The 15054-nt window shown below is 45.6% G+C and carries 13 protein-coding genes; 5 read left to right on the top strand and 8 right to left on the bottom strand.

Going from position 1 to position 15054, the window contains the following annotated elements; all coding sequences use genetic code 11:
- Positions 1–8: 8 nt before the first annotated feature.
- The gene (locus A587_RS0103855; RefSeq protein ID WP_017216493.1) at positions 9–956 is read right to left on the bottom strand and encodes an ion transporter; all 948 of its coding nucleotides are present in this window, start codon (positions 954–956) and stop codon (positions 9–11) included.
- Between the two features lie 32 nt (positions 957–988).
- A complete protein-coding gene (locus A587_RS0103850; protein WP_017216492.1) occupies positions 989–3658 on the bottom strand; it encodes a bifunctional acetate--CoA ligase family protein/GNAT family N-acetyltransferase in 2670 nt (889 codons plus the stop codon).
- 145 nt (positions 3659–3803) lie between these two features.
- Here A587_RS0103850 and A587_RS0103845 point away from each other — a divergent pair, with 145 nt between their 5' ends.
- Positions 3804–4514, top strand: coding sequence for an SIMPL domain-containing protein (locus tag A587_RS0103845; protein WP_010374677.1), 711 nt, complete (start codon positions 3804–3806; stop codon positions 4512–4514).
- Between the two features lie 84 nt (positions 4515–4598).
- Here A587_RS0103845 and A587_RS0103840 read toward each other — a convergent pair whose 3' ends face one another.
- The 4 genes from A587_RS0103840 to A587_RS0103825 form a co-directional block, all read right to left on the bottom strand.
- A complete protein-coding gene (locus A587_RS0103840; RefSeq protein WP_010374680.1) occupies positions 4599–5081 on the bottom strand; it encodes a LabA-like NYN domain-containing protein in 483 nt (160 codons plus the stop codon).
- Positions 5082–5121: 40 nt separating this feature from the next.
- Complete coding sequence (locus tag A587_RS0103835) at positions 5122–5811, bottom strand: hypothetical protein (protein WP_017216491.1); 690 nt, start codon at positions 5809–5811, stop codon at positions 5122–5124.
- Between the two features lie 73 nt (positions 5812–5884).
- Positions 5885–6397 (bottom strand): NUDIX hydrolase, encoded by a 513-nt coding sequence (locus A587_RS0103830; protein WP_017216490.1) that lies wholly within the window; start codon positions 6395–6397, stop codon positions 5885–5887.
- Between the two features lie 86 nt (positions 6398–6483).
- Positions 6484–7536 (bottom strand): aldo/keto reductase, encoded by a 1053-nt coding sequence (locus A587_RS0103825; RefSeq protein WP_017216489.1) that lies wholly within the window; start codon positions 7534–7536, stop codon positions 6484–6486.
- 221 nt (positions 7537–7757) lie between these two features.
- On the opposite strand from A587_RS0103825, the gene dinB reads away from it, so the two are divergent.
- The 3 genes from dinB (at position 7758) to A587_RS0103810 (ending at position 12226) form a co-directional block, all read left to right on the top strand.
- A complete protein-coding gene (gene dinB / locus A587_RS0103820; RefSeq protein WP_442852596.1) occupies positions 7758–8813 on the top strand; it encodes a DNA polymerase IV in 1056 nt (351 codons plus the stop codon).
- Between the two features lie 125 nt (positions 8814–8938).
- Positions 8939–10624, top strand: a complete 1686-nt coding sequence (locus tag A587_RS0103815) for a carbon starvation CstA family protein (RefSeq protein ID WP_010374688.1) — start codon at positions 8939–8941, stop codon at positions 10622–10624.
- 69 nt (positions 10625–10693) lie between these two features.
- On the top strand, positions 10694–12226 hold the full coding sequence (locus A587_RS0103810; protein WP_017216486.1) for a M17 family metallopeptidase: 1533 nt from the start codon (positions 10694–10696) through the stop codon (positions 12224–12226).
- A 68-nt stretch (positions 12227–12294) separates the two neighbouring features.
- On the opposite strand, the gene A587_RS0103805 is transcribed toward A587_RS0103810, so the two are convergent.
- Positions 12295–13260, bottom strand: a complete 966-nt coding sequence (locus A587_RS0103805; RefSeq protein WP_017216485.1) for a YihY/virulence factor BrkB family protein — start codon at positions 13258–13260, stop codon at positions 12295–12297.
- A gap of 134 nt (positions 13261–13394) precedes the next feature.
- On the opposite strand from A587_RS0103805, the gene A587_RS0103800 reads away from it, so the two are divergent.
- Positions 13395–14504, top strand: a complete 1110-nt coding sequence (locus tag A587_RS0103800; protein ID WP_017216484.1) for a mechanosensitive ion channel family protein — start codon at positions 13395–13397, stop codon at positions 14502–14504.
- 78 nt (positions 14505–14582) lie between these two features.
- Here A587_RS0103800 and A587_RS0103795 read toward each other — a convergent pair whose 3' ends face one another.
- Positions 14583–15014, bottom strand: coding sequence for an Lrp/AsnC family transcriptional regulator (locus A587_RS0103795; protein WP_026000871.1), 432 nt, complete (start codon positions 15012–15014; stop codon positions 14583–14585).
- Positions 15015–15054 lie beyond the last annotated feature (40 nt).

Here is a 15054-nt window from a genome sequence, read left to right as displayed (position 1 = left end):
CTCTTTGGCTACAGCTTTTTACCGCAGTGGCGACAGTACATATGATGGACGCGTTGACTGCTCATTAGTTTAATTGCTTGGTTCGCTTCCAATTGGCTTAAGCCAAGCTCAATACGAAGCGCTTCTAAATGGGCTCTTTCACTTTTGTCGACATCGCCATCGACTAATGCATGCAGCACAGCCTCATTGAACGCATCTCGACGTTTGCGCATTTGGTCCGCAAAGCTTGAAGCCAAGAGGCCTGTGGGGATCGCGACCATGCCCATACTGAGTAAAGTGATAAGGCCACCAAAAAATTGCCCGAGCGGGGTGATAGGCACTACATCGCCGTAACCCACGGTGGTTAGAGTAGCCATCGCCCACCACATGGCTTTGGGAATGGAGCCAAACTTATCCGGTTGCACATCGTGTTCAATAAGATAAATTCCGCAAGAGGCCATGATAAGCACCACACTCATAATGAAAAAGGCAGCAAGTAATGAGCTTGACTCTTCTTTAAATGCTGCGAGCAGCAACTGCATGGCTCGAGAGTAGCGCGTCAGCTTAAAGATCCTGAGTAATCGAATAACACGTAAAAAGCGCAGATCAAAGGTGATAAAGGCCATTAATATGGTTGGTAAAATAGCGATGAGATCAATCACTGCCAGCGGTGATATCAGATACTTTAGGCGTTTTTTCCAATTGGGTATATCCAATTGGCGGTAATCAAGCTTATCGACACAGCACCAAAACCTCAGTAAGTATTCGATGGCGAAGATGGTCACACTGACTAACTCTAGGGTTAGAAAGTAGTGATGGTACACACTTGCTAAGTCGCGCTCAGATTCCAACACGATAGCGACGACATTGGTTAAAATCAGGGTGATGAGGAAGATATCAACTGCGCGCCCAAGTTTTCGATATTGCCCTGTAGCCTCGAGCACCGCAGCCGTTTTTTCTCTGATGTGAAGTTGCATCAAGTTGCCAGCATCCCTTATCTTTTTTGTGTTTAGTTTAAGTGTAACACCATCTGAATGGTGCCTTCCTCAAAATCTCGAGATACGGTAAATCCAAGCTTTTTGGCAAGTCCTATCATACCGCTGTTTTCTGGCAGGGTGATCCCCTCTATGCATTGTACGCCTTGTTTTCGGCAGTGCTTTATTGCGGCTTCCATGAGTATGCGTCCAAGCCCAAGTCCTTGGCAATCTGAACGTACCACTACGGCAAATTCAGCCACTTGGTTATCTGGGTCCATCAGCACGCGTGATACTCCAAGCGTTTGATAGCTCGACTTATTAGGTACAGTGACGATAAACGCCATTTCCCGGTCGTAGTCAATTTGCGTCATTTTGGCGAGCTGTTCATGATTAAATTGTGGCAACTCACCAAAAAAGCGGCGATATCTATCTTCTTTACTTAAAGACTGGTCAAACTCTTGGTGCGCTCTTTCATCCTCAGGACGAATAGGTCTCAAGGTTGCGGGGCGGCCATCTTTTAACGTCACGGTTTTTACCAGTTCTCGAGGGTAAGGTCGGATGGCCAAGCGCTTACGGCCAGATACTGGCTCGTATCGTCTTAGCGTAATACTGGCGTCGAGCACCTGGAACTGACCCGAGCAGGCCAAAATAGGATTGAGCTCCATATCAATGATATCGGGTTGGTCGACTACCATTTGAGACACTCGAGTGAGTAGGGCGCATAAACGGTATTTATCGACCTTTTCAGGTAGTGCCCGCTCTTTGATAAAGCCTTTATCATGGGCGGCTGCAATTAGGTACTTTGCAAGGTTCATATTCAGTGGCGGTAATGCCACCGCAGCTTGCGAGAAATTAAGCCCAGTGCCCGCCTCACCCAGTAAAATAACAGGGCCGACACCGGGTTCGGTTTTTACCGCTATCCGTAATTCTTGTCCACCAGCGCGTTTTGCCATGCGTTGCAAAGAGAAACCTTCTATTTCAGCTTCGGGGGCAGCCTCACGGATCCGTAGTAACATCGAAAATGCGGTTTGTTCTACTTCTTCGGCATCGTTGAGGTTGAGTACAACCCCACCCACTTCCGATTTAGAAGGAATATCATGGCTTATCAGTTTGAGTGCAACGGGGAAACCAAGCTGCTGAGCTTGCTCTTTTGCTTCTGAGGGGGTGAGTGCGATTTGTGTCTCTATACATTCTATATCGTAATTAGCCAGCACCTGAGAAGCCAAATGGGTCGCGAGTTTATTGGCACCTGAATTTAAAAAGTCATCGATTAAACGTTTGCTTTGCAGGTGTTGCAGCTGGCCTTCATCACTGTAGGACTCAGGTGTTTGCGTGAGATGTTTTTGGTTTCGACGGTAGCTCACCAAGTGCATAAAGGCGCCAACGGCACCTTCTGGGGTGCGATAAGTTGGGATCTTAGCATTTGCGCATACAAGCCTTGCGGCGTAGGCCGCTTCTTCACCCATAAAGTTTGTCATCACATAAGGGCGTGCCATTTTTGGAATTTTGGCTAGCGTCTGTGCAATGATCTCGGCATAAGCGGTACTTGGCGCAAGCGCTGAAGGAGTATGAATTATCAATAAGTTTTTGACTTCGTCAGCCTTTAATAAAATTTCTAGTGCTTGTTGGTAACGTTTTGGCGAGGAATCACCAAAAATATCTATAGGGTTACAAGCATGATCCGTTTGTGGGATCAGGGCGCTGAGCGCTTGCTTGGTCTGCTCGCTTAGCACCGCCAGTTTGCCTGAGTTCTGTAGTAAGGTATCGACGGCCATAATGCCTGGGCCGCCGCCATTGGTTAAAATGGTCAGCTGTTCTACTTGCAGCAATTTGGGGTGTAAAGCAAGGGTTTGAGTGGCAGCAAATAGTTCCCTAAGATCGTTTACCCTCAGCATACCAGCACGCTGGAACATGGCATCATAAACCGCGTCATCGGAGGTATTGCCGCCGGTGTGATTCAGCGCAGCGATTGCGCCAGCCTTGGTTTTTCCGGTTTTTATGGCGATGACAGGCTTACTAAATGCAGCGGCTCGAGCTGCAGAAATAAAGCGCCTAACATCGTCGATATTATCAATGTAAAGCAAAATAGCTTGGGTTTTTGGATCCCGTCCAAGGAAATCAAGTAGTTCGTCGAAATCGATATCAAGGCAGTCCCCAACGGAAACAAAGTAAGAAAAGCCGATTTTTTTATGTTGTGCCCAGTCCAGTATGGTTGAACATACCGCCGCCGATTGTGAAATAAAAGCAAGCTTACCGGGCGCTGCAACGGTATGAGAAAAGCTGGCATTAATACCCAAGTGAGGAATGAGTAAACCGAGACAATTAGGACCAAGTAAAGTGACTTTCGCTATTTTGGCAGCTTCTTTTAATTGTTGTTTGTGCTGATTATCAAGCCCCGCCGCGATGATGATTGCATGTTGACAGCCAATATCACCAAGTTCATTGATGATTTGCACTAAGGTTTGTTTGTTGGTACAAATAACAGCGAGATCAGGGACTTTGGGGAGCTGCTTGATGGCGCTGTAGGCGAGCACCCCATGCACGGCGGTATGCTTTGGACTGACGGGCATAATGGGCCCTTTAAAGCCGCCTTGTAGCAAGTTACGCATTACGATAAAGCCGGCGCGATCAGGATTGTTAGAGGCGCCAATCACCGCGATGGATTGGGGGTTAAAAAATTGGCTAATACGCTTTACGCTCATACTGTTTCCTAGTTCAGCCGCAGCTCATAAGCACCACTCTACCATTTTGCTCGCGGTTTTCGAGTGCAATTAAGGTAGACTTTGATCTATCCCCATAATAATTGTTTGAAAACTATGACTGAGGCGTAACGTTGAGGACAGAGATATGTCTACTATGAGTAAATATTTGGCTCCTGCAGCTTTGCTATCACTAGCGGTGGTAGTGAGCGGTTGGATGGTAAAATCGACCATTCTAGAAGTAAAAGGAATGGAGCGAACGGTAAGTGTAAAAGGCTTATCGGAAAAGGAAGTAACAGCAGACACGGTGATTTGGCCCGTATTTTATCGTGATGCAGATAACGATCTGGAAGCCTTGGTGGAGCGCACGGAAAAGAAAAATGCGGCGATCCGCGCGTTCTTAACCTTGCATGGCTTTGATGCTTCAGAGCTTTCGATATCAGCGCCTTCCATTACGGATAAATACGCCCAAGAGTACGGTCAAAACAATCAAGGATTTCGCTATGTGGCAAAAGCCGGTGTGACTGTGTACTCCAATAATCCAGATAAAGTCTCGCAAGCACTAGGGCAGTTAAGTGAGCTGGCCAAACAAGGTATTGCTATCACCAAAGACGACTATCAAAATCGGGTTGAATATTTGTTTACTGGTCTTAATGATATTAAACCTGAAATGGTGCAAGAAGCCACACAAAAAGCTCGAGAAGTGGCGGTCAAATTTGCTAAAGATTCCGATTCTGTGCTTGGCAAAATAAAATCGGCAAGGCAAGGACAATTTAGTATTCGCGACAGAGACAGTAATACGCCACAGATAAAAATCGTGCGTGTTGTGACGAGCGTGGAATATTACTTATCGGATTAAAACGCGTGTATTGCACAACCAAGCAATCAAAAGTGACGAATTCGTCAACAAGCAAAGCCGCTGCTATCAAGGAGCTTTGCTTTTTTATTTCTTGCCAATCAACAATTCGTTTTCGATTGGTATAAACTCACTGGCGGCACGGATCAGTGAAGCGGCAGTAAGCTGCGGCACGCCGTAAACTTCGACTCGGGTATGGTATTTATCTCTGAGCTTATTCGCGAGTAAATCAAAATCACCATCGCCAGTAACTAGAATTATCACATCGGATCCTGACGCGCATTCCATGGCATCAATGGTAATGCCAACATCCCAATCACATTTTGCGGAGCCATCGGCACGTTGAATATAAGGCTTTAACTTCACCTCAAAGCCAATCGCTCGCAAGATATTTTGGAACTGTCTTTGCTTGTCGTCACCCCGTTCGCTGGAATAGGCAATGGCTTGATATACCTCGCGATTAGCCGTCGCTTTGCGCCAAAACGCATTATAGTCGAAGCCTGTTTGGTAGGCTTGCTTGGTGGTGTAATAAACATTTTGGGCGTCAACTAAAATGGTGACTTTTTCCATAATGGACTCTTCGCAATAGATTTGCTTTATGATAGCAAGATTAGCGTTTGTTTAGCCATTTACTCATTGCGGCGTCATAGGCTTTTTTAATGGCACCGCCATCGCAAGGGCGAGGCGCAGTACGCCAATTCTTATTTAATCCTTCCGGTGTAGGAATGCTTGGGTCGGGCCTAACTTCAGCGTAACACAGGCCATTTTCCCGGTAGACTGTGTATTGAGACGTAGACTCGAGTTGCTCTCTTTGCATGCTCGCAGCAGTGGTTTGATGCGTTTTAGGCACGGTGATCCGCTGCGGCTTTTCTTGGCTTTGGCTGAGTACAACGTCACTCGGAGCGCGCTCTAAAAGTTGCTGACGAAATTGAGAGATTGCTTTGCGATGGTCTAATTTTTTAGGTTGCGTGACGACCGCTGCTTTGGTTATGTGCTGGGTTGTATTTTCAACCGCAGGCTTTTTTGGTTCTGCTTGCGCAGTTTTTAGTACTTCAACTGTATCGTCCGGCAGCGTCGGTTTTAACTCCTCTACTGGCTTATTTTCAGTTATCGTCGGTGTCTCAATGCGCTCCATCTTGGGCTTGGCAGGCTCAATAACCAAATAGGTTTTCATTGCCTTAATTTCTACAGGCTTTGAGGGGATATAAATACTTTGCTGCAGATACCAGCCGAGCAGTAGATGCAGCACAATAGAGGCGATAATGGTGAAACTAATCAGGTTGTGTTGGAGCAGCCGCATTATTCTTATTAAATCCTTGAGTCATGCGGAGTTAGAGCTTAATAAAGACTTAATTGTTCCCTCAATAGGCAAATTAATCTGTGACTAATTGCGCGGAAATGTGTTTTAGCAAAGTGAGTTCACGTAAAACGGACATCCCTTTGTTATTAGCATCATTGAGTTTTGCTTCGTTATGCGCGATGGCTTGGTTTATGTTGATCCACACCGGCTTCATACCATTGGCGTGTTCATAATCCTCCATCGCTGGCGCATCAAATTCGCCACAAATCTCACAAACGTAGCAATAAGAAATAATATGCACATTGTCATGATCGGGTTTATACCAAGGGCGGTACTCTTCGTAGCGACCAAAAGGAGTCAAACCTGTGATGGATACGGCACCCGTTTCTTCTTTTAGCTCGCGCTCCAATGCTGCTTCTAAGCTTTCACCCTCGTCGACGCCGCCACCTGGCAAGGTGTAATCGTCATAACGTTTGGTGTAAAGCATAAGGATGTCGTTGCCTCTAAGGACAATGGCGCGAGTAGTTTTTCTGGTAAAGCAGCTACCTTGAAGTGGAGTGACTGGATTGTTGTTTAAGCTTTGCATGGGGGGGTTAACTTCAATTTAGGTAACAAAAATGGGTTTACAAAGCGATACGCCAGCGTAAAAGCGGCGTATCGCGAATGAAGATATTAAAACGGAGCAGGGTACGCTTTAAATACCGTATCAATCTCGGCTAAAGATTCTGCACATAGCGGCTGTTCAAACGCTTGAATATTTTCTTTAAGCTGTGCCATGGTTGTCGCGCCAATAATAGTTGAAGTCACGCCATCGACTTGATTGCACCAAGCTAGCGCCAGTTGCGCTGCAGTCATATTAAATTCTTTGGCGATTTCTAGATACTTTGCAACGGCTTCTTGCGCTAGTTGTGTATCCCTAAATAGGCCTTGTCTTTGCACTAAGGTAAAGCGGCTGCCTTCAGGTCTTGCGCCCCCTAAATATTTACCGCTCAGCATCCCACCAGCCAGCGGCGACCAAGGTAAATAGGCAATATCTTCGTTTACACAGCTCTCAATTAAGTAAGGCCAATCTTTGGCATGTAGCAAGCTAAACTCATTTTGAATTGAAACCGGCTTAGGTAGATTGTGCTGCATCGCCAAATTAAGGTAAGTGTGAATACCCCAAGGCGTATCATCAGAAAGACCCCAATGGCGAATTTTACCTGCTTTAATACAGCTCGCTAGGCCCTCTAAAATATCTAGCATGCCAGCGCGTTCTTCGTCGTGGTCAAGTGCACTCAAAGGCACCATACCTGGCCATTGTTTACCAAAGTGCGGTGAAGTACGGTTTGGCCAATGTAGTTGGTAGAGGTCGATATAGTCGGTATTCAGGCGCGCTAAAGAATCGTCCACCGCTTGGATCACTGCTTGTCCCGTAATAGGGCCGCCTTCACGGATCCAAGGCAAACCGCTTCCCGCAATCTTGGTTGCAAGCACGAGCTTTTCGCGCTTTTCTTGGTGGCGCTTTAGCCAATTGCCAATGATGGCTTCGGTTTTACCATAGGTTTCAGGTGAGGGAGGGACCGCGTACATTTCAGCGGTATCAATGAAGTTAATACCACGGCTTAGTGCATAATTGATTTGCTCGTCGGCATCATGCTGGTTGTTTTGTACGCCCCAAGTCATGCTTCCTAAACAAATGCGCGAAACTTCTAATGGGCTACTACCAAGTCGTGAGTACTTCATGCAGGCTCCTGATTGATTGCTGAATGATTAAATATAGCCAAAGTAACGGATTTAGTACTTTGAACTGTATTGATATTGTTAGCATTATCTCTGTTTTGCAGTGCAACTTGCAACAGACATCCACACAAGTATAGCCCAGAACACTAAGGCTTATGTTCAAGATTGCAACAGTTGGAAAATTAGCACATAATAAACACTGTTTATTTAGACAGTGTTTTAACGTGCGTAAATTTATTCATATTGATATGGACGCGTTCTATGCATCGGTAGAAATGCGCGATAACCCCGAGCTTGCAACAGTGCCGATGGCGATTGGTGGGCGGAGTCATCGTGGGGTGCTATCCACGGCTAACTATATTGCTCGGCAATATGGCGTGCGCTCAGCCATGTCGAATTATCAAGCGAAAAAACTCTGCCCTCAGCTGGTGATTGTACCGGGGAGAATGGAGGTCTATAAGGCAATATCGCAACAAATTCGCGCTATTTTTGCCCGTTATACTGAGCTCATTGAGCCACTGTCTTTAGATGAAGCCTATCTAGATGTCACTGAGTGTCAGCAATGTAATGGCAGTGCAACGCTTATTGCCGAGCAGATACGAGCGGATATATTTGCAGAAACGGGCCTTACAGCTTCAGCGGGAATTGCGCCAATCAAGTTTTTAGCCAAAATTGCCAGCGATGAAAACAAGCCTAATGGTCAGTGTGTTATCCCGCCTCACCAAGTGAGCGCTTTTATTGATGCGTTACCCCTTAAAAAAATTCCAGGTGTAGGTAAAGTGACTCAACAACGTTTGCTAGCCATGGGACTTGAGTATGGCCGAGATATTAAGGCACTGTCTGAAATTCAGTTACGCCAATCATTTGGCAAGTTTGGCGCTGTATTATGGCGGCGTTGTCAAGGTATTGATGAGCGCCGAGTTGAGACCGATAGAGTGCGCAAATCGATAGGCGTTGAAACCACATTTGCAGAAGACACGCTTGACCTTGATACTTTAAAGCAAGTCATAAAAGAAAAACTGTTACCTGAACTGACTCGCCGAGCACAGCCTTATTTACAGCGCGGCTTTAATAAGCTTGGCGTTAAAGTGAAGTTTTACGATTTCACCCAAACCACCAAAGAATGCCAATACCAGCATATTGATTTGCCCGTTTTCGAGGAATTATTGATTGAGGCGATGTCACGGCAAAAGTTTAAACCTGTGCGCCTCGTGGGCTTGCACTTAGGACTAAATGAAAAGTCTAACACGCAAGCTCAATTGGGACTTTTTGATGGCTAATTCTGACCTACCTAGACTAAAAGATAACTGCAATTAGTTTAATTTGTGCTAGCTTCGAAGTTGTCGTGCAACAAACTAATCACGCCAACTGCGTGTAATTAAAACAACAACAAGAGGTAAGCATTATGCAATCCATAATGATCGTACTCTTCGGCATCATAGGGATGTTATTTGGATGGTTTGTCTATTCCAAATTTATTGCTGAAAAAATATTTAAAATGGATGACAACTTTGTCACGCCGGCGCATGAGCTTGAGGACGGCGTAGATTATGTTCCTACCAACAAAGTGGTATTGTGGGGGCATCACTTTACTTCAGTCGCGGGCGCTGCACCAATTGTAGGTCCAGCTATCGCTGTGTATTGGGGCTGGGTGCCAGCAGTACTTTGGGTTGTATTCGGTACCATATTCTTTGCGGGTGTCCATGATATGGGCGCGTTGTGGGCAAGTGCTCGCCATAAAGGCAAGTCGATGGGCGCGTTGTCTGAAAGCGTGATTGGCAAGCGCACGCGTTCATTGTTTATGATAGTGGTCTTCCTTGTACTGCTCATGGTAAATGCCGTGTTCGGCGTGGTGATCGCAAACTCCTTCGTGGGTAACCCAAATGCGGTATTCCCCGCTTGGTCTGCTATCGTCGTGGCGCTTATTATCGGGCAATTGCTGAAACGAAAAGTGCCGCTAGTACCACTCTGTATTATCGGGGTTATTGTGCTCTACGCGACCATTTATATGGGCAGTAGTATGCCGATCACCTTACCAACCGAAATGTTTGGTCTAAGCGACAAAGCCAATTGGATCATCATTTTGTTTATCTATGCTGCCGTAGCGTCATTGTTACCGGTTTGGATGCTATTACAACCTCGTGACTTTATTAATGGCATGCAGCTGTTAGTGGGATTGATCCTGCTTTATGGTGCAGTATTTGTGGTGATGCCAGATATCACCGCGCCTGCGTTTAATACCCAAACAGTGGAGAATACGCCAAGTATTATCCCGCTATTATTCGTAACGATTGCCTGTGGTGCGGTATCTGGTTTCCACGGTATTGTTTCGTCGGGAACGAGTTCTAAACAACTAGACAAAGAAAAAGACGGCCGTTTTGTTGGTTACTTAGGTGCAGTTGGTGAAGGCTCATTAGCACTGATCACTTTGGTCGCCGTGAGTGGTGTGATGCTCGCAGTATCGCCAGAAGAGTGGCACGAAATTTATAGTCATCTTGGTGCCGGCAGTGTATCAGCCTTTATTAACGGTGGTTCAAATCTTATCAGTACAGGTTGGGGACTACCAGTCGAGATCGCATCAACCCTACTTGCCGTTATGGTTGTACTTTTTGCAGGCACTACCATGGATTCTGGCGTTAGACTTCAGCGTTATATTATTCAAGAGTGGGGCGAGATCTATAACATCAAGTTCCTGAACAACGGTATCATCGCGACTTTGTTGGCCGTTGCATGTTGTTTGCTACTCGCCTTTGGCGCTGGTGGCGCATCGGGTAGTGGTGGTATGGTGATTTGGCCGCTGTTTGGTTCAACCAACCAAATCTTGGCAAGCTTAACCTTATTGGTTATCTCAGTATATCTTATTAAACTAGGGCGTCCCGCTAAGTACACCTTGATCCCAATGGTATTTGTGCTGGTGATGGCATTTTTTGCCGGAGTGATCAAGCTAGGTGAATACTACCAAAAAGGCAATTGGCTGTTGGTTGTGCTTGATGTCATCGTGCTGGTGGTCAGTATTTTAGTCATGTTAGAAGCTTGGTCTGTGATCAGCAAAACCAAAGCGAAACCTGATGAAGCCCGTGATATGTCGTAGTTCCCTTGGAACTTGACCACAAATCACCTATAGTCGGCCCTAATTCTAATATAGAAAAGGGCCGTTTTTATGTCTTTTCCAATCGCATTACCTTGTAACACCCTATTTGAAAGCGATGCAGATGCTATCGTTGTTGTTACTCATGATATTCAAAACCTTGGCTGTGCAGAGCTTGACGAAGTTGCTGCACCATTTTTAGCTGTGGATGCGCGCATTGCGCAAAAGGCAAGCCTGCTTGTTTCAGACAAAGTACCTGGCAAGCGTTTGGTGATTGCGCCAACCGGACCACTCGACAGAGATTACGATGACGTTCGTCGTTATTTTGAAGCGGCAAAGGCTGGTATTTTAGAAGCGAAAGCGGCTGGTGCGGTAAAACCTGTGCTTGCTGTTGTAAATGTGCCTGCTGATGATCGTTACGAAAATGCGCGTGCTGTAAGCTTTTTAGGTGCTTGCCAAGGCTTATGGCAGCCATTAGAAGCACGTGAGTACCGTGGCGAAGTGATTGAACCAATCGAAGCGATTTATGTTTTTGAAGCGTCAGCACAATGCTGTGATCAACTGAGTGCAATCGCTGCAGGCCAATATGCTGCGCGCGATCTGTGTGGTACAGAACCTGAGCGCATGGCACCACCTCGTTTTGCTGACTACTGTGTCGAGCTATTTCAAGGTTCAGCGGTAAACGTTGAAGTTATCGCTGATCGTAAAATTATGGATGAGCAATATCCACTCCTAAGCACGGTAGCGCGTGCCTCTTACGCCGTTGAGCGTCACCATCCTCGTGTTGTAAAAATGGCATACGAGCCTGAAGGTGACGTCGAACGTACTCTTATCTTTGTTGGCAAAGGTCTTGTGTACGATACTGGCGGTGCAGACTTGAAAGTGGGCGGTTTTATGGCGGGCATGAGCCGTGATAAAGGCGGTGCGGCGTCAGTGGTTGGTTTTATGGAAGCAGTTGCTAAGTACCAACCAAAAGGTATTAAGGTAATTGCTTACCTTGCCGTGGTTCGTAATTCGATTGGTTCTGACTGTTTCGTGCCGGATGAAATCATTGAGAGCAGAGAAGGCGTTTGCGTTCGTATTGGTAACACTGATGCGGAAGGTCGCTTGGCGATGGGTGACTTACTCAGTGAAGCGAAAGACTTAGCCCTTGGTGAGAAAAACCCTGAAATCTTTACGGTTGCAACACTAACAGGTCACGCAGCGCGCGCCATGGGCCCTTACAGTGCCTATGTTGAGAATGGTCCTGCACGAGCTGCACAAGTATCTCGCAAGATTGCAGATATGGGCGACTTATGGGCTGACTGCGCGGAAGTATCGCGTAGCCGACGCGAAGACTATGACTTTGTAAAACCACGCACCCTTGCGGATGATGTGCTATCGAGTAACAACGCTCCATCGGCGGTTACCGCTCGTGGTCACCAATTCCCAATGGCATTTTTGGCAATTGTTGGTGGCTTAGACAAGCATGGTTGTAATGCTGAATTGCCAATTCCGTATGTACACATGGATATTGCAGGTAGCGGCGTTGAAGGTGGCGACTGGCAGCATGGCAAACCAACCGCTGCAACCGTTGCAAGCTTATTTGCTCGGTACTGCATCTAAGCAGATAATCGTTTAAAAGGGAGCGAATTTGCTTCCTTTTTTATGCCTATAATCCATTCCACGTATCGTTATTGCTTTTCTTGACGTTGTCTTGTCGTTAAATTATCAGCCACAAATGCGCCTCGTTGTCCTCTCTCTTTCTCAGGGCCAACGGTACTATCTTTTAAAGTTTGTAGCTCAGTACTGGCGTTTAATGCGGCACCAAAAATAATGATGTATGCGCTTAAGTATAACCACATCATCATAATGACAACGCCACCTAATGAGCCATAAGTTTCATTGTAAGAAGCGAATTGCGCGACATAATATGAAAATCCCAATGACGCCAAGATCCATAAGCTGGTTGCGGTAAACGAACCGAGTGTTATCCAGCGCCATTTTGCGGCTCTGCGGTGAGGCGCATAACGATAAACAAACGCCAAAGAAAAGTGAAATAGCGCTGCTAAAATAGACCAAGTGATTAGCTGGATTATCGAATCGAGTGCTGTGGTAAATCCTACGAGGTTAAGTACAATCGGTAAAATTCCGATAATAGACAACGCCACAATCGCGACGAAAATCGCCCCCATAGAAAACAAAAAGCGTACCACTAGCGCTTGCAAAAACTGCCTTTTATTGTGCTCATGATACGTAATGTTGCAGGCTGTAATAAGTGCTTGGCAGCCTTTACTGCTGCTCCAGATTGTTAAAAAGAGGGTAAAAATAGCACCTAGACTTAGGCTTGCCTGCGATTTTTGAGTGAGCGCTTTGAGTTGTTGCAACATAATTTCTTGACTGGATGGTGGTAAGAGTTCAATAAGCGGCAGTAGCTGATCAACCATTTCTGCAGGAGAAGAAAAATAGGCATAGATAGCAACAACGGCCGCTAATGCGGGAAATATTGCCAACAGGGCATAAAATGCCACTCCAGCGGCCACTAGCGATAAATTATCTTGGGATAAGCTATGGTATAGCCGTTTACTGACATCCCACCAACCGAGTGCTGGAATATCACTTGGTCTGTCTGCATTAAAGCCATGTTTATGAGCTGCCATTGGTTTTTCCTAAATCAATTCTGAGCCTGTTGATCTAAAGTGATATACAGCAAAAGGTCTGCCAATCTCGCTTGGCGTTATATTTGCAACTAATCAACTCGTGATCTTGTCAATAAAAAACTGAAGAGTGCAATATGGAAATCAATAATCTTATTAAAAATCAAATGACTAATATGATTCAGGCGGCAGCTTCTCGCGAAGCGACTGAAGCCGTTAGCACATCAGATACGCTAACCTTAAGCGCACAGGTTGTGCACTTTTTACAAACCGCATGGCAATTATTACCTGCTCTGGCGTTAGGAGTTGTGGTTATTGTGCTTTGTTATTATTTAGCACGGCCAATCTCTTATCTTTTGATTAAACCCATAGGTTATGTCAGTAAAAGTCGATTATTGCATCTCGTCACTCGCCGTTTTATCAGTGTGTTAGTCATATTTTTTGGTATTTATATCTTTTTGCGTTTGGCAGGGTTAAGTGAGTTTGCCGTTGCAGTCATGAGTGGTACCGGACTTGTTGGTCTTATTCTCGGGTTTGCGTTTCGTGATATCGCCGAGAACTTTATTTCGAGTATGTTACTTAGTGTCCAACGCCCGTTTAGAATTGATGACGTTATTGAAGTGGATAACCGTTTGGGGATCGTTAAAAAGGTCACAGCCCGCGCAACGACCTTAGTTGATTATGATGGCAATCACATTCAAATACCCAATGCTACCGTCTACAAGAATGTAATTAAAAACTTTACTGCCAATCCAAAAACACGTGGACACTTTAAGATTGGTATTGGTTATGACAACGATATTCGTCTGACGCAGCAAATTGCAATTGACTTACTTAAAGAACAAAGCGCGGTTTTAAACGACCCGCCACCTCAGGTTCTACTTGAGGCATTAGGCTCTGCGACTATCAATCTTACCATTTATTTTTGGGTCAATAGCGAACAACATAGCCCGATAAAAGTGGCGTCTCAACTCATGCGAGAAACCGTTAACTGCTTTACTGAACACGGAATTAGCATGCCTGATGATGCCAGAGAGCGGATAATCATAGCTGCAAATAGTGAAACACAAGGAGTAACTAAAGAAGTGACTAGTAATTCGAGTAGCAGAACGCCTGTGAAACAAAGGAATAAAATCACGACAAGTGCAGTAGATGCGGATATTGACGATGTGAGTAGCGATGCGGATGAGATCAGAGAACAAGCAGAGCGCGCTCGAAGCCCAGAAGAAGGGGACAATATAATTTAGCAGTAAATTAGGGCCTGTTGAGCTTTAGTTTATTTTGGACAATCGATTCACTTCCCCTAATCTAAGCGCTATCGAGCCTTACGTACTTGATAGCAAAATACTGGTTTCACTATTTAAAATGCCATCAATCTCTCTAACTTGTCTCAGTACACCATCGAATTCACCGAGGTTAGCGGCTTGTACTTCAGCGATTAAATCCCATGCCCCGTTCGTGGTATGAATTTTACTTAGTTCGGGGAGCCCTCGCAGTGCATTAATCACTTGCGTGGTGGATTTACCAATTACTTCTATCATCATAATAGCGCGCACTAGCTCGGACTCGATATGTTCATGAACCCGCACAGTAAAGCCTTGAATTGCACCACTGGAAACGAGTCTATCTAAACGGTTTTGTACGGTGCCGCGAGACACATCTAGCGTCGTGGCTAAGGTTGAAATGGCTGCTCGGCCATCTTTGCGCAATTCAGCAATCAAGGCTTTATCAAGCGCATCATATAGGTAAGGAGTCATAGTACAGCTTTGTGGTCTTTGTCTATTTGTATAATTTAAC

This window comes from Pseudoalteromonas sp. NJ631, assembly GCF_000276645.1.
GTDB classification, from domain to species: Bacteria; Pseudomonadota; Gammaproteobacteria; order Enterobacterales; family Alteromonadaceae; genus Pseudoalteromonas; species Pseudoalteromonas piscicida.
The sequence above is the reverse complement of the archived record's forward strand: the minus strand, read 5'-3'. Positions and strand labels throughout refer to the sequence as shown.

Excerpts from the sequence above, each read along its gene's own strand:
- A587_RS0103855 (WP_017216493.1), bottom strand. The coding sequence starts at position 956 with ATGCAACTTCACATCAGAGAAAAAACGGCTGCGGTGCTCGAGGCTACA.
- A587_RS0103850 (WP_017216492.1), bottom strand. The coding sequence starts at position 3,658 with ATGAGCGTAAAGCGTATTAGCCAATTTTTTAACCCCCAATCCATCGCG.
- A587_RS0103845 (WP_010374677.1), top strand. The coding sequence starts at position 3,804 with ATGTCTACTATGAGTAAATATTTGGCTCCTGCAGCTTTGCTATCACTA.
- A587_RS0103840 (WP_010374680.1), bottom strand. The coding sequence starts at position 5,081 with ATGGAAAAAGTCACCATTTTAGTTGACGCCCAAAATGTTTATTACACC.
- A587_RS0103835 (WP_017216491.1), bottom strand. The coding sequence starts at position 5,811 with ATGCGGCTGCTCCAACACAACCTGATTAGTTTCACCATTATCGCCTCT.
- A587_RS0103830 (WP_017216490.1), bottom strand. The coding sequence starts at position 6,397 with ATGCAAAGCTTAAACAACAATCCAGTCACTCCACTTCAAGGTAGCTGC.
- A587_RS0103825 (WP_017216489.1), bottom strand. The coding sequence starts at position 7,536 with ATGAAGTACTCACGACTTGGTAGTAGCCCATTAGAAGTTTCGCGCATT.
- A587_RS0103815 (WP_010374688.1), top strand. The coding sequence starts at position 8,939 with ATGCAATCCATAATGATCGTACTCTTCGGCATCATAGGGATGTTATTT.
- A587_RS0103810 (WP_017216486.1), top strand. The coding sequence starts at position 10,694 with ATGTCTTTTCCAATCGCATTACCTTGTAACACCCTATTTGAAAGCGAT.
- A587_RS0103805 (WP_017216485.1), bottom strand. The coding sequence starts at position 13,260 with ATGGCAGCTCATAAACATGGCTTTAATGCAGACAGACCAAGTGATATT.
- A587_RS0103800 (WP_017216484.1), top strand. The coding sequence starts at position 13,395 with ATGGAAATCAATAATCTTATTAAAAATCAAATGACTAATATGATTCAG.
- A587_RS0103795 (WP_026000871.1), bottom strand. The coding sequence starts at position 15,014 with ATGACTCCTTACCTATATGATGCGCTTGATAAAGCCTTGATTGCTGAA.